The sequence below is a fragment of the Salmonella sp. 741265116_PST genome, assembly GCF_046567715.1.
GTDB classification, from domain to species: domain Bacteria; phylum Pseudomonadota; class Gammaproteobacteria; order Enterobacterales; family Enterobacteriaceae; genus Salmonella; species Salmonella enterica.
Genome location: NZ_JBKFPH010000005.1, coordinates 1 through 23,673, shown reverse-complemented (window position 1 = coordinate 23,673; position 23,673 = coordinate 1). Strand labels below are relative to the sequence as shown.

Genomic DNA, 23,673 nt, shown 5'->3' with positions numbered 1-23,673 from the left:
ACGGATGCCTGAACAGGCAGGGACGTCGGAAAACGTCGAAATACGTTAGACCATTCGCCCGTGTTCCCGCTTTCCCCACCGCGCTGTCCGCTTACATGAGGTTATACTCATCGACATTTCTCTGAACAGCGGCTCAACATTTCCCGGAAAAAAACATATCTCAGGGCATTTATCCTTATGATTAGGTATAAATGACCAGGTATAAGGAACAGGAGTCTGTAATGAAACTGAAACTAATACCTTTTTATTTGCTCGCGCTATTTTCTGCTGCCTCCGGGGCTACGGAGATAAACGCCTGCAAAGACCTGATCGGAACATGGAAAACCACGGCAGATAACCCGCCTTATACCATGACAATATTGCCGCCAGTAGAAGGCTGCGGGGAAAAATGTGTGAAACTGAACGTACAGTATGAACTTGACGTGACTCACCGCAACGCGCTTTATTGCCATGAAGGACAAGAGGGGGTAAAAGGGCAGGGACCCATGGTGATAGCATTTGAAGGGGCGTATGGTGGACACGCTATTGGAACCTATAACCGACAGCTGCAATTACTGTGGGCTGGCGTAATACCGAAAAATAAAAAGGGGAAATGGATAACGAAAATGGAAAATTACTGGTTCAGGCAGGTAAAAGCGCACTAAACATCATCTTAAAACAGCCCGCAAAACCGTCTTATTCACGAAGGGCTTACTGCCTGCGCGCGCACATTCCAACGGCTTGCCTGCCCCGGATGAACTGTTGATAAAAAAGAGGGCCAGCATCTGTTTCCAGACGGCCCTGAGTGGATTGTGACGTAATATGGCACCTTGCTGGCGCTCTCTTATTATTTCATGCCTGTGCCCTCGTTATGGCGCAATCAGAGCTTTATTTCGTCGCATCGTTATAAACTTCGGCAACGGCTTCAAAATTCGGACCATGCTCACGTGCAGCGATAATATGATAATATTTTCCGCCTTTCGCATCGGCTAATTCTGACAGTTTTTCGCGTAGATCAGAGGGTGAGGAAATCTGCCCGCCACTCTGGGACACATTTATGGTGCCGACCTTAACCAGTTTGAAGTGGCTGATTTCTTGCTTAGAGACCTGCTCTGCCGCAAGTGTGCTGAATGAAGCAACCGTTGCCAGTAATGCGGCGGCAATAATGCGTTTTTTCATGGTTCTGTTCCTGTTGCATTGATGATAAGGTTTGCGCAATATCAGTAATCCGTAACGAAATTATTTATACCCTTCATACTTCAAGTTGCTTATGTGCTGGCTACGGATTACCCGGCCCATCCATGAGCCTCGCCCTGACGGGCCGTCGCACGCGACGTTCAAATTTGCTCCCGGCAGATTTGTCGCTCACCTCAGTCACATAATTATCTATGCTCCTGGTGACTCACTCCCTTGCCGCCTTTAAGCAACTCGAATTATTTTGGGTAATAACCTCGGTTGATTATCTGAAAATAGCCTTATTTGGTGTGACCGTCTTATATCTTGTTATAGTCACCTCTTTATGTTGTTGTCAATGTAAAATAATGCGCTGCCAGCTAAAAAGAAACTTAACCCCCCTGTAAATAATAGTTTTTATATTATTTCTTTTAATGGCGTAATTTTTATTGAATCATGCGGCAATACGCTAGTTTTATTCATAAGCAACATAACAGAATTGAGTTATGTTTTAATTTCATAGAGTGATGTTACCGGTTGTATGTCTATGGTTGCGCGGCCTGTTACTGATAGTGTTTCTTTCGGGGCGATTTTATTGTAGCGGCATAGGGTAATCACCGTAGTTGAAGGGAAAAGGCACGAACACAGCGCTATTGAGTATGTTTAATAATGTATTTTTTTATGAAGTAATGTCTGCAGTTGTATCTCTAAAATAAAAACAATGAACTTTTCATCTAAATGATTTTTCAGTGAATTATGGTTATTTATTAATATATTTCTAATTTGAAATACAAATCAATTTATAACACATATTCTTACCCGGAAGGCATTGATACATATCCACGCTTCCTCGTACAGTAATAAATGAATATGTGATAAAGTTACTGACTACAGGTATAATAATATGAGTAATAAAAAAAATCTGTCCGCAGAAGAGACGGATCTTACGCGTAGGAAACTGTTAACCAGCGCCGGTATTCTTGCCGCCGGCGGTATGCTATCCGGCGCGGTAAAGGCTGATGAAAAATGCGCCGTCAAGGCGAAACCGACGTGGGATAAACCGTTTACTGGCGAAATCCCGGAAAAATTGCCAGAAGGATATAATATTCTGTTAGTCGTGACCGACCAGGAGCGTTTTTTTCCTACGTTTCCTTTCCCGGTACCCGGCAGAGAGCGGCTCATGAAAACGGGGGTGACATTCTGTAATCATCAGAATACCAGTAATGTCTGTACGCCTTCCCGATCCGTATTGTATACCGGCTTACATATGCCCCAGACAAAGATGTTTGATAATCTGGGATTACCCTGGATGCCCTATGACCTTGACCCCGCTCTTGGAACTACAGGCCATATGATGCGGGAACTGGGATACTATACGGCCTATAAAGGTAAGTGGCATCTTACAGAAAAACTGGAGAAGCCTTTGCCTGACGAAAAAGATGAGGATATTGATGTCGGGGATATTCCTGAACCAGAATTACATAAAATTATGGAAAAATATGGTTTTGCTGACTATCACGGCATCGGCGATATTATAGGCCATAGTAAAGGCGGCTATTTTTATGATTCAACCACCACGGCTCAGACTATAAATTGGTTAAGATGCAAGGGGCAGCCCTTGAATGACCAACACAAGCCCTGGTTCCTGGCCGTTAACCTCGTTAATCCTCATGACGTCATGTTTATTGATACCGATAAAGAGGGAGAAAAGGTACAGTGGCGTGGCGAGTTGGATCAGGATGATAATACCCTGGCGCCCACGCAGCCGCCGGAAAACGAGCTTTATCAGGCAAGCTGGCCGAACTATCCGCTGCCGGCAAACAGGCATCAATCATTCAATGAGCAGGGAAGACCGCCGGCGCATCTTGAATACCAGACGGCGCGCGCTGCGCTGGAAGGGCAGTTTCCTGATGAAGATCGTCGTTGGCGTAAACTGCTTGACTACTATTTCAACTGTATCCGCGATTGTGATACTCACCTTGACCGGATATTAAATGAACTGGATGCCCTCAAGTTAACTGATAAAACGATTGTTGTATTTACTGCCGATCATGGCGAATTAGGCGGAAGCCATCAGATGCACGGTAAAGGCGCTTCCGTTTATAAAGAACAGATCCATGTACCGATGATTATTTCCCACCCGACGTACCCCGGTAATAAGAAATGTCAGGCATTGACCTGTCATCTTGATATCGCGCCGACATTAGTTGGGCTGACCGGTTTGCCGGAAGAAAAACAATACCAGGCGTTAGGCAACCGAAAAGGCGTTAATTTTAGCGGATTGCTAAAAAACCCTGATGGCGTTGCGGTTAATGCGGTGAGAAATGCCAGCTTATATTGCTATGGCATGATCTTGTATACCGATGCCCATTATCTCCACCGCGTTATCGCGCTACAAAGGGATAAACAAAAAACGGTGGCGCAGATCAAGCAGGAAATATCCCATTTGCATCCTGATTTCAGCCATCGTTCAGGGACGCGGATGATTAACGATGGCCGTTATAAGTTTGCGCGTTATTTCTCGCTAAGGGAGCATAATACGCCGGAAACCTGGGAGGATCTTATTAAGTACAACGATCTTGAACTTTACGATCTTAAAAATGATCCTGATGAGAACCATAACCTTGCTGCTGATAAACAGAAATATCAGGATCTCATTCTTACGATGAATGAAAAACTGAATAAAATTATCAAGGACGAAATTGGCGTGGATGACGGCAGTTTTATGCCGGATACGGCCCGTGAGCCGTGGGATCTTACTATTGAGCAGTTTAACCGCATGGCGAAAGATTAAGAGCCTGACCCATTAGGTTATTTTATTCGCCATTTTGGGACCGGGCAGTGCTCAAAATCCTCACGTACTACGTGTACGCTCCGGTTTCTGCGCGCTGGTCGGCCCCAAACTGGCTTCAACAATTACGCCTACTGGGCCAGGCTCTAAGTACCTGACCCATTAGGTTAATTTATGCGTCGGCGATCTGGCATCCAGCGTGTCTGGAGGTTCAGATGCTGTTGGCGCTGCGCTTATTGGGCCTGTGTCATCATGTAATGGATTGATATTACTGTCATTACAGGCAAATTTAGCGCAGCGCCGCCCGACAAGAAGGCCTTAAACCGATTGGTCAGCGATTTAGGGCTGCTATCATCACCGACCTTTCCACACCGGATCGCGCTTTTCCGCAAACGCCTGCGGCTCTTCGAGAGCATCTTCCGGGGGCTGGACGGCGTCAACTCCTTGCTGGCGTTAATTCAATTTTTTCTGGTTAGCCGCTCAATAATATTCACTATTAGCCTGGCGAATTTGTCACTACACTTTGTGATAAAAAACAGATCATCACAGGCTAATCATGATCCTCATTATTTATGCGCATCCGTATCCGCATCATTCTCATGCGAATAAACGGATGCTTGAACAGGCAGGGACGCTGGAAAACGTCGAAATACGTTCGCTTTATCACCTCTATCCCGATTTCAATATTGACGTTGCCGCCGAGCAGGAGGCGCTGTCGCGCGCGAGTCTTATCGTCTGGCAGCATCCGATGCAGTGGTACAGCGTCCCTCCTTTACTCAAATTATGGATGGATAAAGTCCTCACCCACGGCTGGGCTTACGGTCATGGCGGTACGGCATTGCATGGTAAACATCTGCTGTGGGCGGTAACGACCGGCGGTGGTGAAAACCACTTTGCTATCGGCTCCCATCCGGGATTTGACGTCCTTTCTCAGCCGCTACAGGCGACGGCGCTCTATTGCGGCCTCAAATGGCTGCCGCCGTTTGCCATGCACTGCACGTTCATTTGCGATGACGACACCTTACAGGCGCAGGCGCGTCAGTATAAACAGCGTTTACTGGCATGGCAGGAGGTGAATCATGGATAGCCATACTCTACTGCAGGCGCTGATCTATCTTGGTTCGGCGGCGCTGATTGTGCCGATTGCGGTACGTTTGGGCTTAGGATCGGTGCTGGGGTATCTGATTGCGGGTTGCATTATCGGCCCCTGGGGGCTACGGCTGGTGACGGACGCCGAATCTATTCTGCATTTTGCGGAAATCGGCGTCGTGCTGATGTTGTTTGTTATTGGGCTTGAACTGGACCCGCAACGGTTATGGAAGCTGCGCGCCTCGGTATTTGGCGGCGGCGCGTTACAGATGGTGGTCTGCGGCGGACTCATTGGTCTGTTCTGTATGTTTCTTGGCCTGCGTTGGCAGGTGGCGGAGCTGATTGGCATGACGCTGGCGCTTTCGTCCACGGCTATCGCCATGCAGGCAATGAATGAGCGTAACCTGACCGTTTCACAAGTAGGACGTAGCGCATTCGCAGTGCTCTTGTTCCAGGATATCGCGGCGATCCCGCTGGTGGCGATGATTCCGCTGCTGGCCGCCAGCGGCGCATCCACCACGCTTGGCGCGTTTGCGCTATCGGCGTTGAAAGTCGCAGGCGCGTTGGCGCTGGTGGTGCTGCTGGGACGCTACGTCACGCGCCCGGCGCTGCGCTTTGTCGCGCGTTCTGGTTTGCGGGAAGTGTTCAGCGCCGTGGCGCTATTTCTGGTGTTTGGTTTCGGCCTGTTGCTGGAAGAGGTTGGGCTGTCAATGGCGATGGGCGCGTTCCTGGCGGGCGTTCTGCTGGCGAGTTCAGAATACCGTCATGCGCTGGAAAGCGATATTGAACCCTTTAAGGGGTTGCTGCTGGGGCTGTTCTTTATTGGCGTCGGCATGTCGATTGATTTCGGCACGCTGGTGGAGAATCCGCTGCGCATTCTGCTGTTGTTGGCCGGTTTTCTGGCCATCAAAATCGTCATGCTGTGGCTGGTCGCGAGGCCGCTGGGCGTACCGGCAAAACAGCGTCGCTGGTTTGCCGTCTTATTAGGCCAGGGAAGTGAGTTTGCGTTTGTGGTTTTTGGCGCGGCGCAAATGGCGGATGTACTTGCGCCGGAATGGGTAAAAGCGCTGACGCTGGCGGTCGCGCTGTCGATGGCGGCAACGCCGATTTTTCTGGTGCTGCTGACGCGCATGGAGAAGGCCGCGGCGGGTGAAGCGCGCGAGGCGGATGAAATCGACGAAGAGCAGCCGCGGGTCATTGTGGCCGGGTTTGGACGATTTGGGCAGATAGCCGGGCGTTTGCTGCTGTCGAGCGGGGTGAAGATGGTGGTGCTCGATCACGACCCCGATCATATCGAAACGCTGCGTAAATTCGGCATGAAGGTTTTTTATGGCGACGCGACGCGTATGGATTTACTGGAATCTGCCGGAGCGGCGAAGGCGGAGGTATTGATTAACGCCATTGACGATCCGCAAACCAATTTGCAACTGAGTGAACTGGTGAAGTCGCATTTCCCGCATCTGCAGATTATCGCCCGCGCCCGTGATGTCGATCATTACATTCGCCTGCGCCAGGCTGGTGTGGCGATGCCAGAACGTGAAACCTTCGAAGGCGCGCTCAAAAGCGGACGACAGGCGCTGGAAGCGCTGGGGCTGGGGCGTTATGAAGCCCGCGAGCGCGCGGATCTGTTCCGTCATTTTAATACCCGGATGGTGGAAGAGATGGCGAAAGGGGAAAACGATCCGTTATCTCGCGCCGCCGCCTATAAACGTACCAGCGCGATGTTGAGCGAAATTATTACCGAGGACCGGGAGCATCTGTCGTTGATTCAGCGCCACGGCTGGCAGGGAACGGCTGAGGGCAAACATTCCGGGGAGGCCGCCGATGAACCCGAGGTCAAACCGTCAATCTAAAGTAAAAAATGTGATGTTCTGCAAACTTTACTGCTAATTGGCTGTTTTTGAACTACTGTAATGCTGGCGCTCCACATCAAATGAGTGGCGTCGCCAGCAGAACGAAAAATTTTCGTGCTCATCCTCTTTTCGTCAGTCGACGAAAGATTGCGCTTTACGTATAGTGGCGGCAATTTTTTTTGTATCAGGAAATAATTAATGATCAGTCTGATTGCGGCGTTAGCGGTGGATCGCGTCATCGGTATGGAAAACGCCATGCCGTGGAACCTGCCTGCCGATCTCGCCTGGTTTAAACGTAACACGTTAAATAAACCTGTCGTCATGGGACGTCACACCTGGGAGTCCATCGGACGCCCCTTACCGGGACGTAAAAATATTGTTATCAGCAGCCAGCCGGGCACCGACGATCGCGTGCAGTGGGTGAAGTCTGTCGATGAGGCGATTGCCGCTTGCGGCGATGCGCCGGAAATTATGGTCATTGGCGGCGGGCGCGTGTACGAGCAGTTCCTGCCAAAGGCGCAGAAGCTTTATCTGACGCATATTGATGCGGAAGTCGAAGGCGATACCCATTTTCCGGATTATGAACCGGATGACTGGGAATCGGTATTCAGTGAGTTTCACGATGCCGACGCGCAGAATTCTCACAGCTATTGTTTCGAGATTCTGGAACGTCGTTAACGCTGTAGTGCCGGATGGCGGCGAAACGCCTTATCCGGCCTACTCTTGAGCCGGATGTAGGCCTGATAAGCGTAGCGCCATCAGGCATAAACCTATCAGGCGTTGACCGCTTCGCCTTCGCCCATATCCATCTGGCGGTTTGACGGCTGCACAAAATACTGTTTATCTTCCCAACGTAAACAGGTTAACTCCCCGCCCCAGCAGCAGCCGGTATCCAGCGCGTAAATACCTTCTGGCGTCCCTTTCCCTTCCAGCGACGCCCAGTGCCCGAAAGCAATACTGTAAGCCTCGCTCACCGGTCCCGGAATGGCGAACCACGGCTTCAGCGGCGCAGGGGCATTTTCCGGCGACGCTTTGCTGTACATATCCAGTTGACCGTTAGGAAAGCAGTAACGCATACGGGTAAAGGCATTAGTAATAAAGCGTAGCCGCGCCAGACCGCTTAACGCCGGCGACCAGTTATTCGGCATATCGCCATACATCGCGTCGAGGAAAAACGGGTACGAGTCGCTCGACAGCACCGCTTCAACATCGCGGGCGCACTCTTTTGCCGTCTGCAAATCCCACTGTGGGGTAATACCCGCATGTGCCATAACCAGCTTTTTCTCTTCATCTACTTGCAACAGCGGCTGACGGCGTAACCAATTCAACAGTTCATCGGCGTCCGGCGCTTCAAGAAGCGGGGTCAGCCGGTCTTTAGGTTTGTTGCGGCTAATCCCGGCGAATACGGCCAACAGGTGTAAATCGTGATTCCCCAGCACTAAACGCACGCTATTGCCAAGCGATTTGACGTAGCGTAACACGTCCAGCGAACCGGGACCGCGGGCGACCAAATCGCCAGTTAGCCACAGAGTGTCTGTGTCTGGCGTAAATTCCACTTGCTGTAATAAGGCGATCAGTTCGTCGTAGCAACCGTGAACGTCGCCGATGAGATAAGTTGCCATTGTTATAATTTTAGTGAATGAGTGTAGGGACGGCGAGTCGAAACACGGGAATGTCGATGGTAAAGGCGTCGCCATTTTCATCGATCATTTCGTAATGACCCTGCATGGTGCCCAGCGGCGTTTCAATTACCGCGCCGCTGGTGTACTGATACTCTTCGCCAGGCGCAATGTGCGGCTGGACGCCAACCACACCTTCGCCCTGGACTTCGGTTTCACGGCCATGACCATTGGTAATCAGCCAGTAGCGGCCCAATAGCTGCACTGGCGCCCGGCCCAGATTGCGGATGGTTACGGTATAGGCAAAAACGTAACGTTCATCGTCAGGTGAGGATTGCGCCTCAATGTAGACGCTTTGCACCTGAATACACACTCTGGGCGAATTGATCATGTTTAACTCTCCTTCAAAGGCGCGTTTTCCGACAGATAATTGGCCATCTGGCAGTACTGCGCGACAGAGATATTTTCCGCGCGCATTGCCGGGTCAATACCCATTTCCGTCAACGTCTCAACGCTAAAAAGGTTGCCGAGACTGTTACGGATCGTTTTACGGCGCTGGTTAAAGGCCTCGGTGGTAATACGGCTCAACACGCGAATATCTTTAACCGGGTAAGGCATTGTTGCGTGTGGAACCAGACGCACCACGGCGGAGTCCACTTTGGGCGGCGGCGTGAAGGCGGATGGCGGCACTTCAAGCACCGGGATCACCTGACAGTAATATTGCGCCATCACGCTTAAACGACCATACGCTTTGCTGTTCGGCCCTGCAACCAGACGATTTACCACTTCTTTTTGCAACATAAAGTGCATGTCGGCAATGGCATCAGTATAGCTAAAGAGATGGAACATCAGCGGGGTGGAGATATTATAGGGTAGATTGCCGAACACACGCAGCGGTTGGCCCAACTGCGCAGACAGTTCGCCAAAGTTCATGGTCATGGCGTCCTGCTGATAAATAGTCAGCTTCGGCCCTAAGAACGGATGGGTTTGCAAACGCGCCGCCAGATCGCGGTCAAGTTCAATGACCGTGAGCTTATCCAGTCGTTCGCCGACCGGCTCCGTCAGCGCCGCCAGACCGGGGCCGATTTCAACCATCGCCTGGCCTTTTTGCGGATTAATAGCAGAAACAATACTGTCGATCACAAACCGATCGTTGAGAAAGTTTTGCCCGAAGCGTTTACGGGCTAAATGGCCCTGATGGACTCGATTATTCATTGGGTATTAACAATCATTTTGATGGCGAGATTAAGCGCCGTAATAAAACTGCCGACATCCGCTTTTCCACGGCCCGCCAGTTCAAGCGCGGTGCCGTGGTCAACGGAGGTTCGAATAAAAGGTAGGCCGAGCGTAATATTCACTCCCCGACCGAATCCCTGGTATTTTAGCACGGGCAGGCCCTGATCGTGATACATCGCCAGCACCGCGTCGGCATTATCGAGATATTTGGGCTGAAACAGGGTATCAGCAGGTAGCGGCCCGTTGAGTTTCATTCCCTGCGCCCGCAGCTCGTCGAGCACCGGAATGATGGTGTCTATCTCTTCCGTGCCCATATGACCGCCTTCGCCCGCGTGCGGATTCAGGCCACAGACAAGAATGCGCGGTTCGGCAATACCAAATTTGGTCCGCAAATCGTGATGCAAAATAGCAATCACTTCGTGCAAAAGCGCAGGGGTGATGGCGTCTGCAATCGCCCGTAGCGGCAGATGCGTGGTCGCCAGCGCCACGCGAAGTTCTTCGGTTGCCAGCATCATCACGACTTTTTTCGCCTGCGAACGTTCTTCGAAAAACTCGGTATGACCGGTAAACGGAATGCCTGCGTCGTTAATAACGCCTTTGTGCACGGGGCCTGTGATCAGCGCGGCAAATTCACCGTTCAGACAGCCATCACACGCTCGCGCCAGCGTCTCTACCACATAGGGGCCATTTTCTACCGTCAACTGACCGGGGATGGCAGGCGCGCGCAGCGAGACCGGCAATAGGGTCAGCGTTCCCGCGGGCTGCGGCGCAGCGGGGACATCAGGCGAGTAGGGGAGAAGCGAGAGAGGCAGGCCGAGCATGGCGGCCCGCTCCGTCAGGAGCGCGCCGTCCGCACAGACGACCAGTTCAATCGGCCACGCGCGTTGCGCCAGTTGGATAACAAGATCGGGGCCAATCCCGGCGGGTTCGCCGGGAGTGATAACAACGCGTTGCGCACTGCTCATTAGTTACTCAAAATCTTAACGTAAGCGCTGGCGCGCTGTTCTTGCATCCAGGTCGCCGCTTCTTCTGAGAATTTACGGTTCATCAGCATACGATAAGCGCGATCTTTCTGCGCCGCATCGGTTTTGTCTACCTTACGCGTATCCAGCAATTCGATCAGATGCCAGCCGAAAGAGGAGTGTACCGGCGCGCTTATTTGGCCTTTATGCAGCTTCGTCAGCGCGTCGCGGAACGCCGGATCGAAAATATCTGGCGTAGCCCAACCCAAATCACCGCCTTGGTTAGCGGAGCCCGGGTCCTGAGAGTACTCTTTCGCCGCAGCGGCAAATGTGGTTTTACCACTCTTAATGTCAGCCGCGATTTCTTCCAGCTTCAGGCGCGCCTGCTGATCGGTCATGATCGGCGACGGCTTAAGCAGAATGTGACGAGCGTGAACTTCGGTCACGGAGATATTCTGGCTCTGACCGCGCAGGTCGTTTACTTTCAGAATGTGGAAGCCGACGCCGGAGCGAATCGGGCCGACAATGTCGCCTTTCTTCGCGGTGCTCAGCGCCTGGGCGAAAATCCCCGGCAGCTCCTGGATACGGCCCCAGCCCATCTGACCGCCTTTTAGCGCCTGCTGGTCGGCAGAGTAGGTAATCGCCAGTTTGCCGAAATCTGCGCCGTTACGCGCTTCTTCAACAATGCTTTCCGCCTGGCGCTGCGCGTCGTTAACCTGCCCGGAGGTTGGGTTTTCCGGCAGAGCAATCAGGATATGGCTCAGGTTCAGCTCGGTGCTGGCGTCGTTTTGGGTGCCAATCTGTTTTGCCAGCGCGTCAACTTCTTGCGGCAAAACGGTGATACGGCGACGAACCTCATTGTTGCGCACTTCAGAGATAATCATCTCTTTACGAATCTGGTTACGGTAGGTTGAATAGTTCAGCCCATCGTAAGCCAGACGGCTGCGCATCTGATCCATCGTCATATTGTTTTGTTTGGCGATGTTGGCGATGGCCTGATCCAACTGCTCATCCGTGATCTTCACCCCCATCTTCTGACCCATCTGCAGGATAATTTGATCCATAATCAAACGTTCCAGGATCTGGTGACGCAGCGTGGCGTCGTCCGGAAGCTGCTGACCTGCCTGACCCGCGTTGAGTTTGACTGATTGCATTAAGCCATCAACGTCGCTTTCCAGCACGACGCCATTATTGACGACGGCTGCGACTTTATCGACTACCTGGGGGGCAGCGAAACTGGTATTCGCGATCATGGCGATACCGAGAAGCAGCGTTTTCCAGTTCTTCATACTTTTTCCATTTCAATTAACCGCAATGCGGATTACGTTGTAAATCAATCAGATTACATAGAGCTTTGGTACGGCAGAATGTTCGAACGCAACATTTCTTGCGTGCCGAGGCCGTAGTTAGAGCTCAAACCGCGCAGCTCAATGTTGAAGCCAATCGCGTTATCATAAATCGCGTGTTGTTTATCGTTATCCCAACCGTTCAGCTTACGTTCGTATCCGACGCGGATCGCATAGCAGCAAGAGTTGTACTGCAAGCCGAGCATCTGGTCTGCAGGTTTGCTCGAATTGGTATCGAAGTAGTACGCGCCGACAATCGACCAGCGATCGGCAATCGGCCAACTTGCCACCGCGCCCACCTGGTTGATGCCGTTTTTATACTGCTCTGCCGTGGAATAATACGAAGGCAACGTAGCCTGAATATATTCCGGGCTGGCATAGCGGTAGTTCAACTGTACCAGACGATTCTGATCCCGACGGTATTCGAGGCTGCTGCTGCTGGTAGCGACGCTATCCAGACGGGTATCGTACTGCACTCCGCTACGCAGCCCCCAGCGTTCTGAAATACGCCAGTAAGTGTCGCCTGCCCAAACCAGCGAACCGGTTTTGTCGTCATTCTCCCATTTAATGTTGTCGTCGCCGGTGCGAGACTCCGTGAAATAGTAGATTTGACCAACAGAAACGTTAAAACGTTCAACGGCGGCATCATCATAAATGCGTGTTGTGACGCCGGTCGTGACCTGGTTGGCGGAAGCAATACGGTCGAGACCGCCATAAGTGCGGTCGCGGAACAGGCCGTTATAGTCGGATTGCAGCAAAGAAGAATCGTAGTTATAGATGCCGCTCTGGTCGCGGTACGGCACATACAGGTACTGCACGCGTGGTTCCAGCGTCTGGGTATACCCCGGCGCCAGCATCGCCATATCGCGTTCGAAGATGAGCTTACCGTCGACTTTAAACTGCGGCATGACGCGGTTAACCGAATCTTCCAGCTTATTTTTATTGTTTGGATCGCTGTTATAGCTGTCCAGATTCGTTTGCTGATAGTGCGTTGCCATCAGCTTCGCTTCGGTGTTCAGGCTGCCCCAGCGGTTGGAGAGCGGCAAATTGATGGTTGGCTCCAGGTGGACGCGGGTCGCTTCCGGCATATTGTCTTTGGTGTTGACGAAATGTACCGCCTGGCCGTAAATCCGGGTATCAAACGGCCCGAGATCGTTATGGTAGTAGTTAACGTCTAACTGCGGCTCCGCAGAGTAGCTGCTGGTGTTCTGATCGTTAAACACCTGGAATTGTTTGGTCGACACCGTAGCGTCAAAGTTTTGTACGGCGTAGCCGACGCTGAATTTCTGCGTTGCGTAGCCGTCGGTACTGGAACCGTACTTACTGTCGAAATCGTTAAAGTAGCTGGAGTCGCTGACTTTGGTGTAATCGACGTTAAAACGCCACACCTGATCCATCACGCCTGAGTGCTGCCAGTAGAATAACCAGCGGTGCTTATCGCCCTCTTTGGGGTGATCGTCCTCGTAGACTTTATCAGAAGGCAGATAATCTAATTCCATCAACCCGGCGCCTGCCTGCGTGAGATAACGGAATTCGTTCTCCCACATAATATTGCCGCGGCGGTGCATATAGTGCGGGGTGATGGTGGCGTCCATATTGGGCGCGATGTTCCAGTAATACGGTAAGTAGAACTCGAAATAGTTCTTGGTCGTGTATTTCGCGTTCGGGATCAGGAAACCTGAGCGACGTTTGTCACCGACCGGTAGCTGTAAATAGGGGCTATAAAAGATCGGAACCGGACCTACTTTAAACCGGGCGTTCCAGATCTCCGCAACCTGTTCTTCGCGGTCATGGATGACTTCACTCCCCACCACGCTCCAGGTATCGGAGCCAGGCAGACAGGAGGTAAAGCTGCCGTTTTCCAGAATGGTATAGCGGTTTTCGCCGCGCTGCTTCATGAGATCGGCTTTACCGCGCCCCTGACGGCCCACCATCTGGTAATCGCCTTCCCAGACGTTCGTGTCTTTGGTGTTCAGGTTCGCCCAGCCCTTTGGCCCTTTAAGGATGACCTGATTGTCATCATAATGCACATTACCCAGCGCATCGACGGTGCGTACAGGTTCCGGTTGACCTTCCGCCTGCTTCTGATGAAGCTGCACTTCATCCGCTTGCAGGCGGCTATTCCCCTGCATAATGTCCACGTTGCCGGTAAAAACGGCATCGTCCGGGTAGTTACCTTTAGCGTTATCGGCATTGATAGTCACCGGCAGATCGTTGGTATCGCCTTTTACCAGAGGACGATCGTAGCTCGGCACGCCCAACATACACTGTGAGGCAAGATCGGCTGCCAGCCCCTGATGACTATAAAGGGCGCTGGCGATCATGGTGGCCAGAAGAGTGGGAATACGTTTTTTCATACGTTGTATTTATTGTTCCATCATCGGTAGCGTTGCGCGTGACAAACGGTCACAGCCTAACTTACTCATCTTCGCTGCGCCAGTGTTAATCCTGCCGTTTAGCGTCTGTGGTGTTAGGCACGGCATTGAATGACAGGTATGATAATGCAAATTATAGGCGATGTCCCACAATTGACCGTAGCCTTCATTCGCAGAAAAGCACCTTATTTTGTGGGAGATAGCCTCACCGATAGCGTAACGTTTTGGGGAGTCTATGCAGTACTGGGGAAAGATAATTGGCGTCGCCGTAGCCCTGATGATGGGCGGCGGCTTTTGGGGCGTGGTCCTGGGTTTGCTGGTGGGCCATATGTTCGACAAAGCCCGCAGCCGAAAAATGGCGTGGTTTGCCAACCAGCGGGAACGGCAGGCGCTGTTTTTTGCCACCACCTTTGAAGTGATGGGCCACTTAACCAAATCAAAAGGACGGGTGACGGAAGCGGATATTCATATCGCCAGTCAGTTGATGGATCGCATGAATTTACACGGCGATTCACGTACTGCCGCGCAGAACGCCTTTCGGGTCGGAAAAGCGGATAATTACCCATTACGTGAAAAGATGCGGCAGTTTCGTAGCGTCTGCTTCGGGCGTTTTGATCTGATCCGGATGTTTCTGGAAATTCAGATTCAGGCGGCGTTTGCCGATGGCTCGCTGCACCCTAATGAGCGGGAAGTGCTGTATGTGATTGCGGAAGAGCTAGGTATTTCCCGCGTACAGTTCGATCAGTTTCTGCGCATGATGCAGGGCGGCGCGCAGTTTGGCGGCGGTTATCATCAACAGTCCGGCGGCGGCTGGCAGCAGGCGCAGCGCGGCCCGACGCTGGAAGATGCCTGTAATGTGCTGGGGGTTAAAACCACCGATGATGCAACCACCATTAAACGCGCTTATCGCAAACTGATGAGCGAGCATCATCCGGACAAACTGGTCGCGAAAGGTTTACCGCCGGAAATGATGGAAATGGCGAAGCAAAAAGCGCAGGAAATTCAGAAAGCGTATGAGCTAATCAAAGAACAGAAAGGCTTCAAGTGATTGAATTGCCGGATGCGACTAGCGCCTTATCCGGCCTACGTTAATGAATGTAGGCCGGGCAAGCGAAGCGCCCGGCATAAATTGGCTCAGAATTTAAAAATCTGCCGGGACTTTAAACGTCATGCTGGTGCCGTAAGCGGGATGGGTAATGGTCAGCATTTCGGCGTGTAACTGCAAACGCGGCGCCAGCGACAACGCTTCCGGCGAGGCGTAAAACCGATCGCCTAAAATCGGGTGGCCTAACGCCAGCATATGCACACGAAGCTGATGCGAACGCCCGGTGATCGGCTTGAGCACCACGCGGGCGGTATTATCCGCCGCAAACTCCACCACGTTATATTCCGTTTGCGCCGGTTTGCCGGTTTCATGACACACTTTCTGCTTTGGCCGGTTCGGCCAGTCGCAGATGAGCGGTAAGTCAACCAGTCCTTCCGCCGGGGAGGGATGCCCCCATACGCGCGCCACATACTGCTTTTTCGGCTCACGTTCGCGGAACTGGCGTTTTAGCTCCCGTTCCGCGGCTTTGGTCAGCGCCACTACAATCACGCCGCTGGTGGCCATATCCAGACGATGCACCGATTCTGCCTGCGGGTAGTCGCGCTGGATACGCGTCATAATGCTGTCTTTGTGCGCTTCCAGACGCCCCGGCACGGACAACAGGCCGCTGGGCTTATTGACCACCATAATGTGCTCATCCTGATACAGGATAACCAGCCAGGGTTCCTGCGGCGGATTGTAGTTTTCCATCCCCATGTACGGCTCCGTTATTGGTGCGTGACGACGATAAGACGCAGCGCGTCCAGACGCCAGCCTGCCTGATTCAGGCTTTCCAGTACCTGCTGACGGTTGCTGTCGATAGCGGCAAGTTCGTCGTCGCGAATGTTCGGGTTGACGGCGCGCAGCGCTTCCAGACGCGACAGTTCCCCGGACAGTTTTTCATCCGCCTCGCGACGCGCGTTATCAATCAGCGTTCTGGCGGACTTTTCAATCTGCGTCTCGCCCAGTTGCAAAATGGCGTGGACGTCCTGTTGCACGGCGTTAACCAGTTTGCTGCCGGTGTGGCGATTCACGGCGCTGAGCTGACGGTTGAAGGTTTCAAACTCGACCTGGGCGGCCAGATTGTTGCCGTTTTTATCTAACAGCATACGTACCGGCGTCGGCGGCAGGAAGCGGTTCAGTTGTAGCTGTTTCGGCGCCTGCGCTTCCACGACGTAAACCAGTTCGACCAGCAGCGTGCCGACGGGCAGCGCTTTATTTTTCAACAGCGAAATGGTGCTGCTGCCGGTATCGCCGGAGAGGATCAGATCCAGTCCGTTACGGATGAGCGGATGTTCCCAGGTAATAAACTGCGCATCTTCGCGAGACAGGGCTACGTCACGTTCAAACGTGATAGTACAGCCGTCTTCCGGCAGGCCGGGGAAATCCGGCACCAACATGTGGTCAGACGGCGTCAGCACGATCAGATTGTCGCCGCGATCGTCCTGGTTAATGCCGACGATATCGAACAGGTTCATGGCGAACGCGATCAGGTTGGTGTCGTCGTCCTGTTCTTCAATGCTTTGTGCGAGCTGTTGGGCTTTTTCTCCGCCGTTGGAGTGGATCTCCAGCAGGCGGTCGCGGCCCTGTTCTAACTGGGCTTTTAGCGCTTCATGTTGCTCGCGGCAGGATTTGATCAGATCGTCAAACCCGTCGGTTTCTTCAGGCGCGGCCAGATAGTTAATCAGACTGGCGTAGGCTGAATCATAAATCGCGCGACCGGTCGGGCAGGTGTGCTCAAAGGCGTCCAGCCCTTCGTGATACCAGCGAACCAGCACCGACTGGGCGGTTTTTTCCAGGTATGGGACGTGGATCTGGATATCATGCGCCTGGCCGATACGATCCAGACGACCAATACGCTGTTCCAGCAGATCCGGGTTAAACGGCAAGTCGAACATCACCAGATTGCTGGCAAACTGGAAGTTACGTCCTTCGGAGCCGATTTCGGAACATAACAGCACCTGCGCGCCGGTATCTTCTTCGGCGAACCAGGCGGCGGCGCGATCGCGTTCGATAATCGACATGCCCTCATGGAACACGGCGGCGCGGATGCCTTCGCGTTCGCGCAGCACCTGCTCCAGCTGTAACGCGGTGGTCGCTTTGGCGCAGATCACCAGCACTTTTTGCGAACGATGGCTGGTCAGATAACCCATCAGCCACTCAACGCGTGGGTCGAAGTTCCACCAGGTGCCGGTATCGCCTTCGAACTCCTGATAAATTTGTTCCGGATAGAGCATATCGCGGGCGCGATCTTCCGCGCTTTTACGCGCGCCCATAATGCCGGAGACCTTAATGGCGGTCTGATACTGGGTCGGCAGCGGCAGTTTTACCGTATGCAGTTCACGTTTCGGGAACCCCTTGACGCCGTTACGGGTGTTGCGGAACAGAACGCGGCTGGTGCCGTGGCGATCCATCAGCATCGACACCAGCTCATCACGGGCAGCCTGCGCGTCGTCGCGATCGCTATTAGCGGCCTGCAACAGCGGTTCAATATCCTGTTCGCCGATCAGATCGCCCAGCCTGTTCAGTTCGTCGTTGCTGAGTTTATTGCCCGCCAGCAGCATGGCCACCGCATCGGCGACAGGGCGGTAGTTTTTCTGTTCTTCGACAAACTGTTCGAAATCGTGGAAACGGTTCGGATCGAGCAGGCGCAGACGGGCGAAATGGCTTTCCATCCCCAGTTGTTCTGGCGTGGCGGTCAGCAGCAGCACGCCCGGCACGCGTTCAGCTAACTGTTCGATGGCCATATATTCACGGCTCGGCGCATCGGTGCTCCACACCAGATGATGCGCTTCGTCGACCACCAGCAAATCCCACTCGGCATCGCACAAATGTTCCAGGCGCTGCTTATTACGGCGGGCGAAATCCAGCGAGCAGATCACCAGTTGTTCGGTTTCAAACGGGTTATACGCGTCGTGCTGCGCTTCGGTATAGCGTTCGTCATCGAACAGCGCGAAGCGCAGGTTGAAACGGCGCAACATTTCTACCAGCCACTGGTGTTGCAGGGTTTCCGGAACGATGATCAATACGCGTTCCGCCGCGCCGGATAATAACTGTTGATGCAGAATCATCCCGGCTTCAATGGTCTTACCTAAGCCCACTTCATCCGCCAGCAGTACGCGCGGCGCATGGCGACGACCCACATCATGAGCGATATTAAGCTGATGCGGGATCAGGTTGGTCCGCTGACCGCGCAGACCGCTGTATGGCATCCGGTACTGCTCGCTCTGAAATTTACGGGCGCGATAGCGCAGCGCGAACCGATCCATTCGATCGATTTGACCGGCGAACAGGCGATCCTGGGGCTTACTGAAAACCAACTTGCTGTCGAGCAGAACTTCGCGCAACGTCACATTGGTCTCTTCGGTATCCAGTCGGGTGCCGACATAGGCAAGCAGGCCATTTTCTTCTTTTACTTCATCAATATGTAGCTGCCAGCCTTCATGGCTTGTAATCGTATCGCCAGGGTTGAACATGACGCGGGTTACGGGAGAATCACTGCGCGCATACAGGCGGTTTTCCCCCGTGGACGGGAAAAGTAAGGTGACGGTTCGCGCATCCATCGCAACAACGGTTCCAAGTCCCAGCTCGCTTTCTGTATCGCTGATCCAGCGTTGACCAAGTGTAAAAGGCATATGTGTTCGGCTCTATATCTTTAATTGCAGGCATTACTCGTCATACCCAGGCGACAACGCTGGATAATTGCAAGTATACGACCCCGCTACCAGGCTAATGTGGTAGTGGCGTTAATTAGGTCCAGGAATGGAAAGGGCGCTATGGTACTGGAAGGCGGCGCTTTCGTCACGCGTCAAAATAACCCCAGTTGCCCGGTCAGTAGTGTAGCAAAATTATCTTCAACGAAGGGAAGAATTCCTTCCGCCACGGGTTGTAGCTGGCGGGTAAGATAGTGTTCGTAATCCAGCGGCGACTGCTGGTAATCCACGGGTTCGGGGCCGTTAACAGTCCAGACATATTTTATGGCGCCGCGATTCTGATACTGTGCCGGACGACCCCGCTTCAGGTTTTGTTCATCCGCCAGCCGGGCGGCGCGTACGTGCGGCGGGACGTTACGTTGGTACTCATGTAAAGGGCGACGCAGACGCTTACGATAAACCAACTGCGCGTCCAGTTCGCCCGCCATCAGTTTATCAATAGTCTCGCGCACATAGTCTTGATAAGGTTCATTGCGAAAAACGCGCAGATACAGCTCCTGTTGAAAGCGCTGCGCCAGCGGCGTCCAGTCGGTCCGCACCGTTTCCAGACCTTTAAATACCATGCGCTGGCTGTCGCCTTCCTGAATCAGGCCCGCGTAGCGTTTTTTACTGCCAGTATCCGCGCCGCGGATGGTCGGCATCAGAAAACGGCAAAAGTGGGTTTCAAACTCCAGCTCCAGCGCGCTGGTCAAATTTTGCTGTTGTAACGTCTGCGCCCACCATTCGTTCACGTGACGTACCAGCCTGTGCCCGATTTCCGCCGCGTCGGCTTCTGAATGCGCGCGCCGGAGCCAGACGAAAGTGGAATCGGTATCGCCATAAATTACGTTATAACCCTGCGCCTCAATCAGCGCTTTGGTCTGGCGCATAATCGCATGGCCGCGCATGGTGATTGACGACGCCAGACGGGGATCGAAAAAGCGACAGGCCGTGGTGCCGAGTACGCCATAAAAGGCGTTCATAATGATTTTAAGCGCCTGCGAGAGCGGTTTATTACCCTGACGTTTGGCTTCATCGCGCCCGTGCCAGATTTGGCTAACAATTTCCGGCAGGCAGTGCTTTTCTCGTGAAAACCAGGCGTCAAGGAAACCTTCGGTACTGTGTTCCGGATCCGGCTGCGCCATGCCTTCGACCAGCCCGACGGGATCAATCAAAAATGTGCGGATAATCGACGGGTACAGGCTTTTATAATCCAGCACCAGTACTGAATCGTATAATCCGGGTTGTGAATCCATTACGTAGCCGCCGGGACTTGCCAGCGGCGGCACTTCGCCGAGATTGGGCGCGACATAGCCGGCGCGGTGCATTCGCGGAAAGTAAAGATGCCCGAATGCGGCGACCGAACCGCCGTGGCGATCGACCGGCAGGCCGTTGATCGTCGCGCGTTCCAGCAAAAACGGCATGATCTCGGTTTTATGGAAAATGCGCGTGACCAGCTCGCAGTCTTTCAGGTTGTAGGTGGCGAGGGCGGGTTTATCCTGGGCAAAGCGGCGATCGATCTCATCCATACGATCCCAGGGATTATCAATGGATTTTCCTTCGCCGAGCAGTTCCTGCGAGACGGCTTCCAGCGAAAAAGACGAAAAATTCCAGAACGCGGATTTAAGCGCGTCGATACCATCGATAATGACTCGCCCTCTGGCCTGGGCGAAAAAAACGCCGTTTTTGAAGCCATGTTCGCGCCACTCCAGTTCGCTATGGTCTCGCCCCAGCCGTAAAGGGATACGGTAGCGTTCGGCATGTTTTTGCAGCATACGCAGGTCGAACTGCACTATGTTCCAGCCGATGATGACGTCAGGATCATGCTCGGCAAACCAGGCGTTGAGTTTTTCCAGCAGCTGCGGGCGGCTGGCGACATACACAAGCTCGAAGTCCAGTTGGCGGTCATCGCCATTCGCCGGGCCCAGCATATAAACGGTACGCTGGCCGCAGCCTTCCAGACCAATGCAATACAGTTCGCCGTGTCGTGTGGTTTCGATATCCAGCGAGACCCATTTTAGCGGCGGTCGATAGTCGGGGTGGGGTTTAAGACGCGCATTGCGGATAACGCCGTTGCGCATCTCGCCGTCTACCCAAACGGGTGACGTAATAAAACGCTCCATCAGGTAACGTTCCGGCGGGCGTACATCCGCTTCATAAACGGTGACGCCGTTTTCGCGCAGCAGTTTCTCCATCCGCATAAGCTGGCGGTGAGTGCGGCAATACAGACCGGATACCGGCTGACGATGAAAGTCTCGCAGTTGGAGCGGCGTCAGGCGATAGTCTTTTTCCGCCTGTAGCAGCGAGGCGGCGCGGGAGGTCTGGCTGGTCGGAATAAACGCCACGGACTCTTGCGGCGCCAGCGTCGCCTGCACAGGGCCGTTGTCTGTCGCCAGCCAGAAAGAGACCTCCGTTCCTTGCGGCGTATCCCGCCAGTGCCGGGTTAAAATGAAACCTGCCTGCGCCACGATGATTACCTGTCTAAAAAATTCACGCTAATGATAACCTGTTTTAGGGGGTAATACTGTTATTTTGTACAGGCATATAACGTAAAAGTCGATATCCGCTGTAATAAAAAGTTTCTCGCAGTAAGAAGCGGGTTTGCGCCCACCAGGATTTATAGCGGGTGGATCGCGTGGGTGATGAGCGGCTATCGATACCATTATCCTGAGCGATAGTTTTCAGACGCAGCATATGCAGCGGATCGCTGACCAGTAACGCTGTGCGCCATTGTTGTTGTCGCAGTATCTGTTTTGCGTAACGAATATTTTCGCGCGTCACGGTAGAGCGCTCTTCAATAAAAATCGCCTTAGCCGGAATGCCTTTTTCCAGAACGTATTGACGGGCTATCGCCGCGTCGGAAACCGTTGCGCCAGCGCCGTAGCCGCCGGTTAATACCAACGCGCGGACAATGTGTTGTTGGTAAAGCCAGATGGCATGATCCAGTCTGGCCTGAAAAACGGGAGAAGGCGTTTTTCCGCTAACGCCTGCTCCTGCGACAATCGCGCAGTCAGCTACGCGCGTCTGGTTTTGCTGACTGAACTGATAAATAGCGATAGCGTTATGGATAAACACCGTGGCCATAATGAGAATTATGCCTGCCGCGATTCTGATGATGTAGCGATATTTCATGAATGAGTGCGTTCCCCGTGACGGGTGTAATGGATATTTTAACGATAAAAGGACTTTTAACGTCAGATATTTTTGCTGACGTCTATTTATCAATATATACCCAAAATAATTCGAGTTGCTTAAAGGCGGCAAGGGAGTAAGTCCCCAGGAGCATAGATAACGATGTGACTGGGGTGAGCGACAAATCTGCCGGGAGCAGATTTGAACGTCGCGTGCGACGGCCCGTCAGGGCGAGGCCCATGGATGGGCCGAGTAATCCGTAGCCAACACATAAGCAACTTGAAGTATGAAGGGTATAATGATGCTGGTGTAGACAGCTGATATAATTATCCTATAACTGCTAATTTTGAATCATGTTTATTTACAATTTTTATCCATAGGTTGACTGTTTTGTGTCAAGTCTGTTTCCATACATTCGGTATTTTTCAGAATAGTGCTTATTCGAATCTGTTACTTATTTCTCGGATTAACAAAAAAGCGATATTTTTTGTTTGTTTTAATTAATGAAAAGTGTAAGAATTTCATTTGAAACATCCGCACCGCCAGGTAGAAATATAATATTTCAATTGGCCGCTATGGTTAAATAAAAATGGATTACAGTGCGAATTCGTCGGGAACTCTCTGTATAATTTAATTTTTATTTTAGAATATAATTTTATTTTAACTTTCAGGTGCGGGTGTTTTTATCAAAATTTGTGGTATTCGGGAATTATCTTTTATGAATGTGAATATGCAGGCGTGTCTGGTAGGGAACGACCATTATCTTTTCGTCAATACTCAACGCGCTAACCCTTCCATAAAAACCGTGAGTCGATTTTTTGAGTATAAAACATGGACAGATCAGATTTGGCGTACCGAAATTATTGAAAACGGCAATGCTTTTTTTCACTGGCAAGGACACGACAGAAAAAACGGACATCGGGATACCATTATTAACTATCTGTTAAATGGGCAACGCTGGCAGTCAACAATCGAAGATTATATTTTCTTCCATGCGCTGGAAGGAAAAGTGTTGCAGGGACATTATGATAACATTATTGAATATGTGAGTTCTGATAATTACGTCTATCAAAGCGCATTTGCTGAATATATCACCGACCAGATTCATCAACGCGCCCCCAATGGGACTAATGCCAGTCAGTTAAGCAACTGACTGGCTTTTTTATCCGCTTTTGGGTACTTCCAGGGTCTTTCCTTTACCACTCGCGGGAAGGACCTTTCTCTTCTTCCCGGCAGTTTCACCATCTGCCCCATATTTTCCAGACCCCGCATCAACTCAGGGATCCGACCCGGTGATGCTCCCTGTAATGTCATCAGCATACGCATCACCAGACTACAGGAT

The 23,673-nt window shown here is 52.3% G+C and carries 18 protein-coding genes and 2 pseudogenes; 7 read left to right on the top strand and 13 right to left on the bottom strand.

The annotated features are described in order from the left end of the window. The first annotated feature begins 227 nt into the window (after positions 1-227). Positions 228-644: a hypothetical protein gene (locus ACLD11_RS05200; RefSeq protein ID WP_000767274.1), complete on the top strand. Its 417-nt coding sequence runs from the start codon at positions 228-230 to the stop codon at positions 642-644. A gap of 223 nt (positions 645-867) precedes the next feature. Here the strand turns inward: ACLD11_RS05200 and srfN are convergent, their stop codons facing one another. Next, on the bottom strand, positions 868-1,158 hold the full coding sequence (gene srfN, locus ACLD11_RS05195; RefSeq protein ID WP_000745961.1) for a DUF1471 family virulence protein SrfN: 291 nt from the start codon (positions 1,156-1,158) through the stop codon (positions 868-870). A gap of 898 nt (positions 1,159-2,056) precedes the next feature. Between srfN and ACLD11_RS05190 the strand changes: the two genes are divergently transcribed. Beyond that, positions 2,057-3,946, top strand: coding sequence for a sulfatase-like hydrolase/transferase (locus ACLD11_RS05190; protein WP_411014631.1), 1,890 nt, complete (start codon positions 2,057-2,059; stop codon positions 3,944-3,946). A 351-nt stretch (positions 3,947-4,297) separates the two neighbouring features. Here ACLD11_RS05190 and ACLD11_RS05185 read toward each other — a convergent pair. Further along, positions 4,298-4,363 (bottom strand): annotated as a pseudogene (locus ACLD11_RS05185) (hypothetical protein); the annotation flags it as partial. A 136-nt stretch (positions 4,364-4,499) separates the two neighbouring features. Here ACLD11_RS05185 and kefF point away from each other — a divergent pair. The 3 genes from kefF to folA all read left to right on the top strand — a co-directional run bounded on the left by kefF (position 4,500) and on the right by folA (position 7,563). Next, positions 4,500-5,030, top strand: a complete 531-nt coding sequence (kefF, locus tag ACLD11_RS05180; protein WP_000600706.1) for a glutathione-regulated potassium-efflux system oxidoreductase KefF — start codon at positions 4,500-4,502, stop codon at positions 5,028-5,030. Then, positions 5,023-6,885, top strand: a complete 1,863-nt coding sequence (gene kefC, locus ACLD11_RS05175) for a glutathione-regulated potassium-efflux system protein KefC (RefSeq protein ID WP_411014630.1) — start codon at positions 5,023-5,025, stop codon at positions 6,883-6,885. The genes kefF and kefC overlap by 8 nt, the downstream gene beginning before the upstream one ends. Before the next feature lie 198 nt (positions 6,886-7,083). Continuing rightward, positions 7,084-7,563: a type 3 dihydrofolate reductase gene (gene folA / locus ACLD11_RS05170; protein ID WP_000624379.1), complete on the top strand. Its 480-nt coding sequence runs from the start codon at positions 7,084-7,086 to the stop codon at positions 7,561-7,563. Positions 7,564-7,658: 95 nt separating this feature from the next. Here folA and apaH read toward each other — a convergent pair whose 3' ends face one another. From apaH to lptD, 6 genes are read right to left on the bottom strand one after another with little or no spacing between them, the layout of a single operon-like run. Then, positions 7,659-8,507: a bis(5'-nucleosyl)-tetraphosphatase (symmetrical) ApaH gene (gene apaH / locus ACLD11_RS05165; protein ID WP_411012274.1), complete on the bottom strand. Its 849-nt coding sequence runs from the start codon at positions 8,505-8,507 to the stop codon at positions 7,659-7,661. Positions 8,508-8,517: 10 nt separating this feature from the next. Continuing rightward, a complete protein-coding gene (gene apaG / locus ACLD11_RS05160; protein WP_080191598.1) occupies positions 8,518-8,895 on the bottom strand; it encodes a Co2+/Mg2+ efflux protein ApaG in 378 nt (125 codons plus the stop codon). A 2-nt stretch (positions 8,896-8,897) separates the two neighbouring features. Next, positions 8,898-9,719, bottom strand: a complete 822-nt coding sequence (rsmA, locus tag ACLD11_RS05155; protein ID WP_001065397.1) for a 16S rRNA (adenine(1518)-N(6)/adenine(1519)-N(6))-dimethyltransferase RsmA — start codon at positions 9,717-9,719, stop codon at positions 8,898-8,900. Further along, the gene (gene pdxA / locus ACLD11_RS05150) at positions 9,716-10,705 is read right to left on the bottom strand and encodes a 4-hydroxythreonine-4-phosphate dehydrogenase PdxA (RefSeq protein WP_411012273.1); all 990 of its coding nucleotides are present in this window, start codon (positions 10,703-10,705) and stop codon (positions 9,716-9,718) included. The genes rsmA and pdxA overlap by 4 nt, the downstream gene beginning before the upstream one ends. Next, a complete protein-coding gene (gene surA, locus ACLD11_RS05145) occupies positions 10,705-11,991 on the bottom strand; it encodes a peptidylprolyl isomerase SurA (RefSeq protein WP_411012272.1) in 1,287 nt (428 codons plus the stop codon). Before surA ends, pdxA begins: the two co-directional genes overlap by 1 nt. A 53-nt stretch (positions 11,992-12,044) precedes the next feature. Then, a complete protein-coding gene (gene lptD, locus ACLD11_RS05140; RefSeq protein ID WP_411014629.1) occupies positions 12,045-14,405 on the bottom strand; it encodes an LPS assembly protein LptD in 2,361 nt (786 codons plus the stop codon). Positions 14,406-14,658: 253 nt separating this feature from the next. Between lptD and djlA the strand changes: the two genes are divergently transcribed. Then, positions 14,659-15,471 (top strand): co-chaperone DjlA, encoded by an 813-nt coding sequence (gene djlA, locus ACLD11_RS05135; protein ID WP_001200595.1) that lies wholly within the window; start codon positions 14,659-14,661, stop codon positions 15,469-15,471. 93 nt (positions 15,472-15,564) lie between these two features. Here the strand turns inward: djlA and rluA are convergent, their stop codons facing one another. From rluA to ACLD11_RS05115, 4 genes are all read right to left on the bottom strand, one after another. Continuing rightward, positions 15,565-16,224: a bifunctional tRNA pseudouridine(32) synthase/23S rRNA pseudouridine(746) synthase RluA gene (gene rluA / locus ACLD11_RS05130; RefSeq protein ID WP_411012270.1), complete on the bottom strand. Its 660-nt coding sequence runs from the start codon at positions 16,222-16,224 to the stop codon at positions 15,565-15,567. An 11-nt stretch (positions 16,225-16,235) separates the two neighbouring features. Then, a complete protein-coding gene (gene rapA, locus ACLD11_RS05125; protein ID WP_411012269.1) occupies positions 16,236-19,142 on the bottom strand; it encodes an RNA polymerase-associated protein RapA in 2,907 nt (968 codons plus the stop codon). Between the two features lie 173 nt (positions 19,143-19,315). Continuing rightward, the gene (gene polB / locus ACLD11_RS05120) at positions 19,316-21,667 is read right to left on the bottom strand and encodes a DNA polymerase II (protein WP_411014628.1); all 2,352 of its coding nucleotides are present in this window, start codon (positions 21,665-21,667) and stop codon (positions 19,316-19,318) included. 43 nt (positions 21,668-21,710) lie between these two features. Continuing rightward, positions 21,711-22,331, bottom strand: coding sequence for a YdcF family protein (locus ACLD11_RS05115; protein WP_000877512.1), 621 nt, complete (start codon positions 22,329-22,331; stop codon positions 21,711-21,713). 718 nt (positions 22,332-23,049) lie between these two features. Between ACLD11_RS05115 and ACLD11_RS05110 the strand changes: the two genes are divergently transcribed. Further along, positions 23,050-23,484, top strand: a complete 435-nt coding sequence (locus tag ACLD11_RS05110) for a DUF4751 family protein (RefSeq protein ID WP_411014627.1) — start codon at positions 23,050-23,052, stop codon at positions 23,482-23,484. On the opposite strand, the pseudogene ACLD11_RS05105 reads toward ACLD11_RS05110, so the two are convergent. Beyond that, positions 23,469-23,673: pseudogene (locus ACLD11_RS05105) on the bottom strand (IS4 family transposase); the annotation flags it as partial. The gene ACLD11_RS05110 and the pseudogene ACLD11_RS05105 overlap by 16 nt on opposite strands.